Here is a 14,045-nt window from a genome sequence, read left to right as displayed (position 1 = left end):
CATGGGGGCCGTCTTCGTGGGCGTGCGGCACCACAGCCCGGCGTGCAGCCGGGTGGTCGCGTCGGCCGTCGGCGAGCTGCGCCCGGCGTACGTGCTGGTCGAGGGGCCGGCCGACGTCAACGGCCGGCTCGGTGAGCTGCTGCTCGGCCACGAACTGCCGATCGCCATCCACACGAGCTACTCCGGCGAGCAGAGGACGCACTCGTCGTGGTCGCCGTTCTGCGACCACTCCCCCGAGTGGATCGCGCTGACCGCCGGCCGGGCGGCCGGTGCGGAGCTGCGGTTCATCGACCTGCCGGCCTGGCACCCGGCCTTCGACGGCTGGGACAACCGGTACGCCGACGCGGAGCTGCGCTACGCCGAGGTGATCCGCCGGCTGTGCGCGGAGTTCGCGGTGGACAACCCGGACTCGCTCTGGGACCACCTCTTCGAAGCCGCCCCGGACGAGGGCCTGGCGGAACGGTTGACGGCGTACTTCGACCTCTTGCGCGGGGAGGCCGAAGCGAGCGAAAGCGACCGGGTGCGCGAGGAGTACATGGCCTCGTGGGTCCGCGCGGCCGTCGCCGACGCCGGGGAGCGGCCCGTGCTGGTCGTCACCGGCGGGTTCCACACCGCGGCCGTCCGGCGGCTCGCGGCGAGCGGCGGCACGGACTGGCCCGAGGTGCCCCGGCAGCCCGGTGCGGCGAGCTACCTCGTGCCGTACTCGCACCGGCGGCTCGACGCGTTCACCGGCTACCAGTCCGGGATGCCCTCGCCCGGCTACTACCAGCTGCTGTGGGAACGCGGCCTGGCCGGCGCCGGCCAGGGGCTGCTGGAAGCGGTCGCCGGGCGGCTGCGCGCGCGACGTCAGCCGGTGTCGACCGCGGACCTCATCGCCGCCCGCGCCCTCGCCGACGGCCTGGCCAAGCTGCGCGGGCACGACGACCCGGCGCGGGTCGACGTCCTGGACGGCCTGCTCGGCGCCCTGGTCACCGACGACCTGACGCAGCCGCCGCCGTGGACGGTCCGCGGGCCGCTGCAGCCGGGCGCGCACCCGGTGGTGGTCGAGATGGTGGCCGCGCTCGGCGGCGAGCGCACGGGCCGGCTGCACCCGGACACCCCCGCGCCGCCGTTGCCCGGCCGGGTCGAGGCGGAACTGGCGGAGCTGGGCCTCGACGGCGCCGGTCCGGTCCGGCTCGACCTGACCGAAGAGCACGGGCGGCGCCGCAGCCGGGTCCTGCACTGCCTGCGGCTGCTGGGGATTCCCGGGTTCGACCGCCGGTCCGGTCCGGCGGGCGGCGCGGACCCGGTGGTCGTCGAGGTCTGGCGGCTGACTCCCGGCGACACCCGCCTGCCCGCGCTGATCGAGGCGGGGGCGTACGGCGCGACCCTGCCCGAAGCGGCGCTGGCCGTGCTGCGGGAGAGCCTGCCCGGCGCCGACCTGCCGGCGCTGGCGCGAGCGCTGTTCGACGCCGCTCTGTGCGGCGTCCCGGCCCTGCCCGAATCCATTGTGGACACCCTGGTCGCGGAGGCCGGCCACGCGGACGACCTCGGCCCGCTCGGGGACGCCGTGGCGACGGTCCTCGCGCTGTGGCGCCACGACGAGCTGTTCGGCCTCGCGGGCAGCCCGGCGGCCGCGGCCGTGCTGCGGGCGGGGGTGGCGCGGGCGTTGTGGCTGGCCGAAGCCGTCCGCGGTGGCCCGGCTCCCGCCGAGCCGCGCCGGCTCGCGGCGATGGTGGCGGTCCGCGACACGATCCGGCACGCGGCGCCGGTGCTGACGGTGGATCGCGAGACGGCCACCGCGGTCGCCGGGCGGGTGGCCGCCGACGCGGGTGTCCCGCCGGACCTGCGGGGCGCCGCGGCCGGCCTGGCCTGGTCACTCGGCGCCGCCCCGGCTCCGGACCGGACCCGGGCGGCGGTGCGGGACATGGCCGCCCCGGCCACCCTCGGCGATTGGCTGGCCGGGCTGTTCGCGCTGGCCCGCGAGGAGGTGATCGGCGCCGACGGCGTGCTGGACACAATGGACGAGCTGGTGAGCGCGCTGACCGAGGCGCAATTCCTGGCGGCGCTGCCCGCGCTGCGCCTGGCGTTCGCCTACTTCCCGCCCGCGGAACGCGAAAAGATCGCCGAGCGCCTGCTGGCCCGCCACGGCCGCGGCGGCTCGGCCCGCACCCTGACCCGGCCGGTCGCGATCGACCCGGTGGTCATCGCGGAGGCCATGGCCCTCGAGGCCCGCGTGGACGCCCGCCTGACCCGGGAGGGCCTGGCATGACCGCGTTCGAACACCGCCCGTCCCACGGAAAGGCACCCGCGTGACCGACCTCGAGCGCTGGCGCCTCATCCTCGGCGAGCCCGCGCAAGCGGCCTGCGAGCTCACCCGGGAGGGCGCGGGGCGGGACGCGGCCCTGTCCTGGCTCTACGACCGCGGTGACGAGCTGGCCGAGCGGGACGTGCGCGGCGGCACCGGGCCGTCCGTCCTGTCCACAGTAGACTGGCTCGACGACGTGCACCGGCTGTTCCCGCGCGAGACCATCGAGCGCCTGGAACGCGACGCGGTGGAGCGCTACGACATCACCGAAATCGTCACCGACCCGGACGTGCTGGCCCGGATCGAACCGAGCCCGGCGCTGCTGCGGGCGGTGTTGCGCACCAAGCACCTGATGAACCCGGATCTGCTCGCCATGGCGCGGAAACTCGTCGAAGCGGTCGTCCGCGACCTGCTGCGGCGGCTGAAGCCGGAGCTGCGCCGGTCGTTCACCGGCACCCGGTCCCGGCGGCCCAGTCAGCTGAAGCAGGCGCGTGACTTCGACTTCCAGCGCACGATCCGCGCCAACCTCGGCCGCTACCAGCCCGCCGAGCGGCGGGTGCTCATCGACAGCCCGAAGTTCACCTCCCGCACCCGCCGGCACCTCGACCGGTGGCAGCTGGTCCTGCTCGTCGACCAGTCCGGGTCGATGGCCGGCTCGGTGATCCACGCGGCGGTGACGGCGGCCTGCCTGTGGGGCCTGCCGGGCCTGAAGACGCACCTGGTCACGTTCGACACCGCGGTCGTCGACCTCACCGAGGACGTCACCGACCCGGTCGAGCTGCTGATGAAGGTCCAGCTGGGCGGCGGCACCGACATCGCGAAGGCGGTCGCCTACGCCGCCGGGCTCATCGAGAACCCGCGCCGGGCGATCGTGGTGGTGATCAGCGATTTCTTCGAAGGCGGCGACGAACACCGGCTGGTGCACGACGTCCGGAAACTGGCCGAGGCGGGCACGCACGTGCTGGCCCTGGCCGCGCTCGACGAGGAGGCGAACCCGGTGTACGACCGCGCGCTGGCGCAACGGCTGGCCGACGTGGGCGCCCACGTCGGGGCCATGACGCCCGGGATGCTGGCCGAGTTCGTCGCGGAACGGCTCGGCTGATGCGCGCCGACCTCCTCGCGCTCACCCCGGACGCGCTCGCCGCGCTGGCCAACCGCGGCCTGGTCAAGCGCGCGCAGAAAGACATCGACGCCGGCCGCGGCCCGGCCCTCGAAACCGCCGAGGACGGCGAGGTGCGCGGCCGGTTCCCGGACGGCGTCGAGGTCGTGTTCCCGCCGGAAGGCGCACTCGCCGCGGCGGCGTGCACCTGCGGCGCGCCCGGCGTGTGCCGCCACCGGATCGCCGTCGTGCTCGGCTACCAGCACCACCCGGGCGCCGCACCCGAGTTCACCGCGTGGTCGCCGGGCGACATCGACGACGAAGCGCTGACGGCCGAGTTCGGCGCCCGAGCCGTGACAACGGCCCGGCGCGCTTGGCAGGCGGGTCCGGTGGTGCGCCTCCGGCGCCCGACGGCGGCGGACCCGGTGGCGGTGGCCGAACTCCCGGCGGCGACGGTCCGCTTCCTGGTCCCCGCCGAGCTGGGCTACGCCCACACCGACGCGGCCGACCGGGCCCAGCAGGTCGCCATCGCGGTCTGGGCGTTCCGGGAGGCCGACACCCGCGGCCTGACCGACGCGGACACCCGGTTCGCGATCGGCGGCCCAACCCCGGCCCCGGCCCCGGTCCCGTCCGCCCCCGCGCTGGAGGTCGTCGCGCGGGTGCTGCACGACGGCGTGGCGAACGCGAGCCCGGTGCTGCGGGCCTCGATCGGCCGCATCGCCACGGACCTGGCGGAGTCAGGGCTGCGCTGGCCGGCGGCGGCGATGTCAGAGCTCGGCGACCAGTTGGACGCGTACGCCGCCCGCAGCGCCCGCCACCGCGTCGAGCGGTGCGCGGAGCTCCTCGCGGAGATCCCGGCCCGATTCCGGGCGAGCGGCCCGCCGTCCCTGGTGCTGGGAACGGAAGAGCAGGCGGAGACGAAGTTGCGCCGCATCCGCCTGACGGCACTGGGCGTCCGGATATCCGGCAGCCCGGGCGAGCGCCGCGCCCAGGTCTACTTCACGGCCGACGGCTCGGTGCTGGGCCTGACGGCCCGCTGGGAAACCGGCACCGAGCAGGTGACGGGCCACGACCTGGCCGGCCGCCGCATCGCGGGCACGACGCTGGGAGTCCTGGCGGCCGCAAACGTCGTCTCCGAAACCGCGGTCCGCAGCGCAAGCCGAGCCTTGAGACTGGGCACCTCCCGCACGGGCGCAATATCGATAACCCCGATCGGCGCGGCATGGGACGACCTGCCCGCGGTGATCACCGACTTCAAGGCCGAAGCCAATCGGCTGGCGAACCTCCCGCCGAAGCTGATCCGCCCCCGAGTCGAGGCGGAAGACATCGCGGTGGTCCGGATAACAGAGGTGTGCGACCTGGGCTACCACCCCGGAGCCCAACGCCTGGACGCAATCATCGCGGACGCCCAGGGCACCCAGGCGCGAATAACGGCAACCCACAGCAGCGCCTGCCCGGGTCGGCTTGACGCGCTGAACAGCGCGCTGGCGGCAAACCCCACCCAGCTGAGCGGAGCATTGACCCGAACGGCAGGCGAGCTGCGCATAGACCCGGTGGCCATCCGAACGAAGGAGGGCATCCACCTCCCGGACCTGGCCGCCGACGACCGGACCGAGCCACTGGGCCCACCACCTCCGCCAGAGCACGACCCCCTGCGAGAGGCATTGGCGGAGGCGGAATCGGTCCTGGCGGACGCGGCCCACCGAGGCTTGGCCCACGCACCCCCAACCTCGAGAACCCGAACAGACCGAGCGGCAAAGAACCTGAAGTCAACAGGCTTCACCACCACGGCGGCCGAGCTGAGCAAATTCGCGGAGCAATGGACCCCGGAGGCATGGACAAGAGCCCAGATCCGAGTACTGACAGCGGCCGAGCTCCGCTGACCACCACCACAGACCCAGCGGCGCCGAACCCCACCGACACCGGCACCGGCACCAGCCACAACGAAACCCAGACCTCCCCCAACCCCGATCCGAAGCCCCAACACGGCCGGCGGCACCGGGTCAAGGCACGCTTTCCCGCCTTGACGCGGTGCCGCCGGCCGTAGTCACAATCGGGCATCGGGGTTGGCGGAAACCCAAGAGCCGTGGCTCACCGCCCCGCAACCGCCAGCCGCACCACCGCAACGCCGCCCACGGCGCAGCCCGCCCAGCACAGCGCGGCCCAGCCCGGCCCGGCCCGGCAAGCTCGACACGGCCCAGCACGGCGCGGCTCGGCGCGGCTCGGCGCGGCACGGCCCGGCGCCGCCCGGCACGGCACGGCGCCGCACGCGCGGCGCGGCCCAGCACGGCACGGCCCAGCACGGCCCAGCACGGCGCGGCTCGGCGCGGCTCGGCGCGGCACGGCCCGGCGCCGCCCGGCATGGCACGGCGCCGCGCGGCGCGGCGCGGCAACGCACCGAAAGTCGGCACCCCCACGCCGCACCGCCGCACTACCCCGCCAAACCGGAGCAGCCCGCCAACCCCAAACCGCCCGCCTCAGCCGTTGCGCACAATCCGCCACCGATTGGCCGCCGCGCCATTGTCCGGCCCCTGAACCGCATAAGCCCCAGCCGCAGAGGACCCGTTCTCGATAGTCAGCAACTTTCCGCTATTAACGTTCCGGATCTTGGACGTCCCGTCCCCCTGGTCAACCAGAGTCCACCGATGATCCGCAGTCCCGTTGTCCGACCACTGGAGAACCCGCGCACCGTCAGCCGTGGACATGTCCAGCACCCCCAGCACCTTCCCGCTGTTGGCATTCCGGAACCGGACCGCACTCCCGTCGGTGATCATCTCCCAGTTGTGATCAGCCGTACCGCTGTCCGACCACTGCAGAGCCCGCCCACCATCGGCGGTCGACATGTTCTCGACCCCGAGCACCAGCCCGCTGCCCACGTTGACCAACCGATAGGTCACCACACCGGCCCCACCGGTGTTCCAGTACACCGTGTAGCTGAACCCCTGCGCATCATAAAAAGGCACCAAATTGACCGAAGCACCGTTGGCCGTGGCACTGAAGTTCAACGCACTGCTGCTGGTCCGGGTGATCGAACCGACATTGAGCGACGGCAGCGTGCTCCCACCGTAATTGCCCGCCAGAACCACCGGACCATAGGTCACCGCGGCGACGTTCGCGTTGTCGTTGGCCGCCTTCAGAGCGACCTTCATCGGCAGCCGCACCGTGACCGTGTCTCCGGAAGCCCACGACCGCGACAGGGTCGCATAACTGCCCGGCGTGGCCGTCACGTTCTGCGCGACCCCGTTGACACTGATCGTCGCCCCGCTCGTCCACGACGGGATGCGGATCCGCATCGCCCAGGTCCCGCCCACACTCCCCGTCACCGTCAACGTGGACGTGTCACTGACCGGGAACGACGTCGTCTGGGTGACCGTGATCCCCCGCTGGGACCACGTGAGCACCGACGGCAGGAACTGGTTCACGATCAACGTCGTGTCGCTGTAGAAGTAGATCGAATCGGCCAGCTTCGTCTGGGTCTCCAGGCCGCTCCCCTGGCAGCACCAGAACGAGTTGTAGTCGGTGCTCCACGTGCCGCCGCCCCAGGCCGGGCCGAGACCTCGGCGGCCGCCCGGGTTGAGGGAGCTGAAATACGTTATGTGGCCGTGGCTGTCGGCCGGGTTCTGCTGGCCGATCATCTGGTTGAGCAGGGCCCGCTCGTAGTAGTCGGCCAGGTCGGCGCGGTCCGGGTACAGCGCCATCAGCTCGCGGGTCAGCTTGAGCATGTTGTAGGTGTTGCAGCTCTCGCACGTGTCCTGGTTGAGGTAGCCGGCGATGGCGTTGGGCGCGCGGAAGTGCTCGGCCTGGCTGTTGCCGCCGATGGCGTACGTGTGCGCACCGACCGTGATGTTCCACGCGTTCGTGGCGATGTCGCGGTAGCGGGTGGTGCCCGTCGCCTTGTACTCGCGGGCCGCGCCGATCCACTTGGGGATCTGGGTGTTGGCGTGCAGCCCGTTGAGCTGATCCCGCCCGGCGGCCAGGGGGTCGAACACGGCGGCGTGGTCGAACCGCTTGGCCGCGGTCAGCCACCGCGAGTCCCCGGTGAACTGGTACAGGTCGGTGAGCACCGCGTTCATCCCGCCGAATTCGGTGTTCAGCACCGACTGCATCTGCGACGCGCTGAGCCGGGCGGTCCGCCGGTCGACCCAGCCGGCCAGGTTCAGCAGCACGTCACGGGCCTGGGTGCTGTCGGCGTACCGCCAGACGTCGAGCAAGCCGGCCATGGTCTTGTGGATGCAGTAGTAAGGCACGTTGCCGTTCGTCAGCTTGCCGGCTTCGAGATTGTCGAAATCGGCCTCCGGGAAGCCGGACAGGTACCCCGCGGCGAATCCGGCGGCGGCGTTGTTCGCCTGGCACTTGGCGAGCTCGGCCACCATGGTCGTCGCCTTGTCGCGGCACGTCGTGTCGCCGGCGACGGCCCACAGCTGGGCCCACGCGGTCAGGAAGTGCCCCTGGACGTGGCTGCGGAACGGGAAGTTGGGCGCGTCCCAGCCGCCGTTGGTGGCCGCGCCGCCGGTGGAGAGCCGGTGGTTGGCGCGGAAGTTGTACAGCAGCCGGTTGACGTCGACGAACCGCAGGTAGTTCTGCGTCCGGTTCTGGTTGTCCAGCCAGCGGCTCGCGGTCAGCCGCACCTGGCCGAGGTCGAACGGGAACGCGGACACCCCGGCGTCGGGGCGGACCGGGCCGACGGCCGCGGCGGTGGCGGTGGCGGTGGCGGCCGAAGCGGCGGGCGCCCAGCCGACGGCGGACCCGGCCGCGGAGGCGATGGCGGTGGCGCCGGCGGCTTGCAGCAGGCGCCGGCGGCTGAAGGAGGAGGTCACCGGGTGCTCCGTTCGTCGTTGAGCGGACAAGAGGTGGGCGCGGAGCATGTTAGCGCTAACAAAGCCACTTGTCACCACCCCCGCGCAATCCGGCCCGGTGGACGTATTCCGTTCCGCGGCCGGAAATTTCACCGCTCCATTTCCGGAACCGGATCCGGAACTGAAACTTTCATTTCCGGCTGGACGCTCATTCGAAATCCGTGCTACAACCGGGACACCCTTGAGCAGACGCCTCGAGGATTTCCCCGTCGGCCGAAGGGTTTCGCATGCCCACGCTCCGATCGTCGTTCCGGATCTTCGCGACCGCCGCGCTGCTCGTCTTGGCCGTCTGCGGCGCTCCCCCGGGTGCCGTCGCGGCACCGCTGGCGGCGACGCCGAGTGCCGGCTGCGGCAAGAGCCCGACGCTCACGAGCGGCAAACGCACGATCCAGAGCAACGGCAAGAGCCGCAGCTTCATCCTGAAGATCCCCGACACCTACGACAACACCGCCCCGCACCGGCTGGCGTTCGGCTTCCACTGGCTGGGCGGCACCGCCGAGCAGGTCTCCGGCGGCGGCAGCGACGGCTACGCGTGGGCCTACTACGGCATGCAGTCGCAGTCGGGGAACTCCACGATCTTCGTGGCGCCGCAAGGCCTCAACAACGGCTGGGGCAATTCCGGCGGCGAGGACGTGACCTTCACCGACGACATGGTCCGCCTGATCGAGAACGACCTCTGCGTCGACACGACACAGCTGTTCTCCGTGGGCTTCAGCTACGGCGGCGCGATGAGCTACGCCCTCGCCTGCGCCCGGGCGAACGTCTTCCGCGCGGTCGTGGCGATCGCCGCCCCCGGCGCGATCAGCGGGTGCAGCGGCGGCACCCAGCCCATCGCCTACATGGGCATCCACGGCGTCTCGGACAACATCGGCGCCGGCCGCGGGCTGCGGGACACCTTCGTCCGCAACAACGGCTGCACCCCGCAGAACGCCCCCGAACCCGCCGCGGGCAGCAAGACGCACTACCTGACCACCTACTCGGGCTGCCGGACCGGCTACCCGGTGGTCTGGGCCCCGTTCGACGGCGGCCACCAGCAGGGTCCGGTGGACGGCTGCACCGGCTGCGAGAGCGGCGCGCGGAGCTGGACGAAGACCGAGATCTGGAAGTTCTTCAGCCAGTTCGGCGGCAGCGACCCGAACCCGCCGACCTCGCCGGTGCAGGTCGGCGTGAACTACTCCCTGGTCGCCGCGCACAGCGGCAAGTCGGCGGACATCAGCGGCGCGTCCACCGCGGCGGGCGCCGCGCTGATCCAGTGGTCCTCGCACACCGCGGCCAACCAGCAGTTCGACTTCCTCGCCTCGGCCGACGGCTACTACCGCGTCCGCGCCCGGCACAGCGGACTCGTCCTCCAGGTCGCGGGCACGGCCTCCGGCGCGGACATCACCCAGCAACCCGACACCGACGCGACGACCCAGCAGTGGAAGGTCACCGACCAGGGCGGCGGCGCGATCAGCCTGGTCAACCGGGCCAGCGGCCTCGCGATGGACGTCTGGGGCGCCTCGACCGCCGACGGCGCGCGCATCTCGCAATACGCCGTCTCCGGGAACGCCAACCAGCGGTTCCAGCTCCAGCGCTCCTGAGGAGGACGACGATGCCCGACCTGACCCGACGGCAGGCCATCCGGCTCGGCGCCGCACTGGTCCCCCTCGTGTGGACGGCGACCGCCCGGCCCGGCTCGGCCGCACCGGCCGACGTCCGGGCGGTGAACGACCTCGCCCTGTGGTACGACAAGCCGGCCGGCACCGAGTGGCTGCGGGCGTTGCCGATCGGCAACGGCAGGCTGGGCGCCATGGTGTTCGGCAACACCGACACCGAACGCCTGCAGCTCAACGAGGACACGATCTGGGCGGGCGGCCCCCACGACTACAGCAACACCCAGGGCGCGGGGGCACTCGCCCAGATCCGGCAGCTGGTGTTCGCGAACCAGTGGACGCAGGCGCAGTCGCTGATCGACCAGAAGATGCTGGGCACCCCGGCCGCGCAGCAGCCGTACCAGCCGGCCGGCACGCTCAGCCTCGCGCTCCCCGGCGGCAGCGCATCTTCGTACCAGCGGTGGCTCGACCTGACCACCGCCACGACGGTCGTCACCTACGTCGTGAACAACGTGCGCTACCGGCGCGAAGTGTTCGCCAGCGCGGTGGACCAGGTCATCGTCCTGCGGTTGACGGCGGAGACACCCGGCTCGATCTCGTTCTCCGCCTCGTTCGGCACCCCGCAGCGGGCCTCGGCGTCCAGCCCGAACGGGACCACGATCGCCCTCGACGGCGTTTCCGGCGACAGCCGGGGCATCGCCGGCTCGGTCCGGTTCCTCGCCCTCGCCGCCGCCACCGCCGAGGGCGGGAGCACCAGCAGTTCCGGCGGCACGCTGCGGGTGTCCGGGGCCAACGCCGTGACGCTGCTGATCTCGATCGGCACCAGCTACGTCGACTACCGCACGGTGAACGGGGACTACCAGGGCAGCGCGCGGTCGAGGCTGGCCGCCGCGCAGACGCTTTCCTACGACACCCTGCGCAGCCGGCACGTCGCCGACTACCAGAAGCTGTTCAACCGCACGACGCTCGACCTGGGCCGGACCTCGGCCGCCGACCAGCCGACCGACGTCCGGATCGCGCAGCACAACAGCGTCAGCGACCCGCAGTTCGCCGCCCTGCTCTTCCAGTTCGGGCGCTACCTGCTGATCTCCTCGTCGCGGCCGGGCACCCAGCCGGCCAACCTGCAGGGCATCTGGAACGACAGCCTCAACCCGTCGTGGGAATCGAAGTACACGCTCAACGCCAACCTGCCGATGAACTACTGGCCGGCCGACGTCACCAACCTCCCCGAGTGCTACGAACCGGTGTTCGCCATGATCGCCGACCTCGCGGTCACCGGCGCCCGCACCGCGCAGGTCGAGTACGGCGCCCGCGGCTGGGTCACCCACCACAACACCGACGGGTGGCGCGGATCCTCCATTGTGGACTTCGCGCAGGCCGGCATGTGGCAGACCGGCGGCGCCTGGCTCGCCACCATGATCTGGGACCACTACCGGTTCACCGGCGACGTCGCCTTCCTGCGCGCCCGCTACCCGCTGCTGAAGGGCGCCGCCCAGTTCTTCCTCGACAGCCTGGTGACCGAACCCTCCCTGGGCTACCTGGTCACCAACCCGGCGAACTCCCCCGAGCTCAACCACCACGCGAACGCGTCCGTGTGCGCGGGACCGACGATGGACATGCAGATCCTGCGCGACCTGTTCGACGGCTGCGCGGGCGCGTGCCAGGTGCTCGGCGTGGACGCCGCGTTCGCCGACCAGGTCAAGGCGGCCCGGCAGCGGCTGGCGCCGATGAAGGTCGGCTCGCGCGGCAACATCCAGGAGTGGCTCTACGACTGGGTGGAGACCGAACAGACCCACCGGCACATCTCGCACCTCTACGGCCTCTACCCGAGCAACCAGATCACCAAGCGCGGCACGCCGTCGCTGTTCACCGCCGCCCGCAGGACACTCCAATTGCGCGGGGACGATGGCACCGGGTGGTCACTGGCGTGGAAGATCAACTACTGGGCGCGCATGGAAGAGGGCGCCAAGGCGCACGACCTGCTCCGGCTGCTCGTGCGGACGGACCGGCTGGCGCCCAACATGTTCGACCTGCACCCGCCGTTCCAGATCGACGGCAACTTCGGTGCGACCTCCGGCATCGCCGAACTGCTGCTGCACAGCCACAACGGCGAGTTGCACCTGCTGCCCGCGCTGCCACCCGCCTGGCCGGCCGGCAGCGTCACGGGCCTGCGCGGCCGCGGCGGCTACACGGTCGGCGCGACCTGGAGCGGGGGCGCCGCGACGCAGCTGACCATCACGCCCGACCGCGACGGCGACGTCAACGTCCGCAGCCGGCTGTTCACCACGACCTACGAGGTGCTCGACACCACCGGCGGCGCCAAGGTCCAGCCGACGACCGTCGAGTCCGATCTGGTCCGGTTCCCCGGTCAGGCCGGGCACACCTACCAGGTCACTTCCCTCGGCGGGCCGCCGCCGGTGGTCGAACCCGGGGTCAACTACCGGCTCGTCGCCCAGCACAGCGGCAAGTCGGCCGACATCAGCGGCGGCTCGACGGCGGCCGGCGCGGCGCTGATCCAGTGGCAGGCCACCAGCGGCCTGAACCAGCAGTTCGACTTCCTCGCCTCCGACGCCGGCTACCACCGCATCCGGTCTCGCAACAGCGGCCTGGTCCTGCAGGTCGCGAGTTCGGCCTCCGGCGCGGACATCACCCAGCAGCCCGACACCGGCGCGACGACGCAGCAGTGGCGGGTGACCGATCAGGGCGGCGGAGTGGTGAGCCTGGTCAACCGGGCCAGCGGCCTCGCCATGGACGTCTGGGGCGCCTCGACCGCCGACGGGGCCCGGATCTCCCAGTACGCGGCCGGCAGTGGCGCCAACCAGCGGTTCCTGCTCCAGCGCCTATGACCGGCGCAGGCCGTTGACCAGGAGGTTCACCAGGTGCCGCGCGTCGTAGTGCGCCGCGGACCCCGCGCCGGCGCAGAGGCTGCCGACGCCGCGCATCAGCTCGTAGGCGTCCTGGCCGGGGACGATCTCGCCGGCCTCCGCGGCCGCCTCGAGCAGCTGCGTGCACACCGGACCGAGGCGTTCGAGGAAGTAGGCGTGCAGCGGGTCGTAGCAGGCTTCGTCGGACTGCAGCACCGACGCCAGGCCCTGTTTGGTGATGACGAAGTCGACGAACCGGTCGATCCACTCGACCAGGGCCCGGTGCGGCCCGAGGTCGCCGGCGAGCAGCGCGGGACCGGCCTCGGCCAGGGCTTCGACCTGCCGCCGGTACACCGCGAGGATCAGGTCGGCCCGGGTCGGGTAGTGGCGGTAGATGGTGGCCGTGCCCACCCCGGCCCGGGCGGCGATCTCCCGGATCGGCGCTTCGACGCCGGAGGTCACGAACACCGCGGCGGCGGCTTCGAGGACGTTCCCGGCGTTGCGCCGCGCGTCGGCGCGCCGCGGCGGTTTCCCCGCCGCCGTCCGGGCATCGCTCACGACCGCATGCTACCGGCCCCCACCGGCTCCCCGACGTCCAGTAGCAGCCCGGCCAGCTCGGCCGGCGCGGTGATCATGCAGTCGTGCCCGGCGGCCAGCTCGCGCACGTCCGCGGGCTCGCCGTTCGGCTGCACGGCGGGCACCGGGCGCCGGTCGAACCCCTCCGGCTTGACCGTGCAGTGGATGTGCGTGCGCGGGATCGCCGCCGCGGCCGGGTTGTCCAGCTCGACCGGCTCTTCGAGGCACCGGAGCGGCTGGTCGGACAGCATGGTCCGCAGCCAGGCGACGTCCCCGGGGTCGGTCACCCCGAACAGGCCGAAGGGCGCGGGCAGTTCGGGCAGCGGCGGGACCCGCCAGCCGGTGCCGAGCATGCTCCGGGTGACCGGCATGACGTCGAGCCCGTTCTCGCCGTGGACGGGCACCATCGCGTCGAGGTACACCAGCCGCGCGATCCGCTCCGGCACCTCGTTGGCCACCGCGGAGATCACCAGGCCGGCGTAGCTGTGCCCGACCAGGACGACGTCGTGCAGGTCCGCTTCGACCAGCAGCCGCACGACGTCGGCGGCGTGCGTGCGCAGCCCGACGTCCGGGGCCAGCAGGTGCCGCGTTTCGCCGTAGCCGGTGAGCGTCGGGGTGAACACCGGCCGTCCGCTCGCCGCCAGCCGCGGTACGACCCGCGCCCAGCACTGGCCGGTGTGCCAGGCGCCGTGGACCAGCACGTACGTGATCGCCATGTGACTCGACTCCTCAAGTGGGACAGTGTCCCGGTTACCATACGGGACAGTGTCC

The 14,045-nt window shown here is 72.3% G+C and carries 8 protein-coding genes; 5 read left to right on the top strand and 3 right to left on the bottom strand.

The features are described 5' to 3' along the window. Position 1 precedes the first annotated feature (1 nt). Genes H5965_RS12460 through H5965_RS12450 form a run of 3 tightly spaced genes read left to right on the top strand, consistent with a single transcriptional unit; the run spans position 2 to position 5,269 of the window. Positions 2-2,251 carry a DUF5682 family protein gene (locus tag H5965_RS12460; RefSeq protein ID WP_310969810.1) on the top strand — a complete coding sequence of 750 codons (2,250 nt, stop codon included), beginning with the start codon at positions 2-4 and terminating at the stop codon, positions 2,249-2,251. A gap of 40 nt (positions 2,252-2,291) precedes the next feature. Next, positions 2,292-3,389, top strand: coding sequence for a VWA domain-containing protein (locus H5965_RS12455; RefSeq protein ID WP_310969809.1), 1,098 nt, complete (start codon positions 2,292-2,294; stop codon positions 3,387-3,389). Further along, positions 3,389-5,269, top strand: coding sequence for a hypothetical protein (locus tag H5965_RS12450; RefSeq protein WP_310969808.1), 1,881 nt, complete (start codon positions 3,389-3,391; stop codon positions 5,267-5,269). The genes H5965_RS12455 and H5965_RS12450 overlap by 1 nt, the downstream gene beginning before the upstream one ends. Positions 5,270-5,863: 594 nt before the next feature. Here H5965_RS12450 and H5965_RS12445 read toward each other — a convergent pair. Next, positions 5,864-8,203 (bottom strand): beta-L-arabinofuranosidase domain-containing protein, encoded by a 2,340-nt coding sequence (locus H5965_RS12445; protein WP_310969807.1) that lies wholly within the window; start codon positions 8,201-8,203, stop codon positions 5,864-5,866. Between the two features lie 266 nt (positions 8,204-8,469). Between H5965_RS12445 and H5965_RS12440 the strand changes: the two genes are divergently transcribed. After that, positions 8,470-9,822, top strand: coding sequence for an RICIN domain-containing protein (locus tag H5965_RS12440; protein WP_310969806.1), 1,353 nt, complete (start codon positions 8,470-8,472; stop codon positions 9,820-9,822). 11 nt (positions 9,823-9,833) lie between these two features. Then, the gene (locus tag H5965_RS12435; protein WP_310969805.1) at positions 9,834-12,680 is read left to right on the top strand and encodes a glycosyl hydrolase family 95 catalytic domain-containing protein; all 2,847 of its coding nucleotides are present in this window, start codon (positions 9,834-9,836) and stop codon (positions 12,678-12,680) included. On the opposite strand, the gene H5965_RS12430 is transcribed toward H5965_RS12435, so the two are convergent. Together H5965_RS12430 and H5965_RS12425 are read right to left on the bottom strand one after the other, a co-directional pair. Further along, on the bottom strand, positions 12,675-13,256 hold the full coding sequence (locus H5965_RS12430) for a TetR/AcrR family transcriptional regulator (RefSeq protein WP_310969804.1): 582 nt from the start codon (positions 13,254-13,256) through the stop codon (positions 12,675-12,677). The two genes, H5965_RS12435 and H5965_RS12430, sit on opposite strands and share 6 nt — an antisense overlap. Beyond that, complete coding sequence (locus tag H5965_RS12425; RefSeq protein ID WP_310969803.1) at positions 13,253-13,990, bottom strand: alpha/beta hydrolase; 738 nt, start codon at positions 13,988-13,990, stop codon at positions 13,253-13,255. The genes H5965_RS12430 and H5965_RS12425 overlap by 4 nt, the downstream gene beginning before the upstream one ends. Positions 13,991-14,045 lie beyond the last annotated feature (55 nt).

It is taken from the genome of Amycolatopsis sp. 505, assembly GCF_031625235.1.
Lineage (GTDB): Bacteria > Actinomycetota > Actinomycetes > Mycobacteriales > Pseudonocardiaceae > Amycolatopsis.
This window is presented reverse-complemented; position numbering and strand designations above follow the sequence as displayed.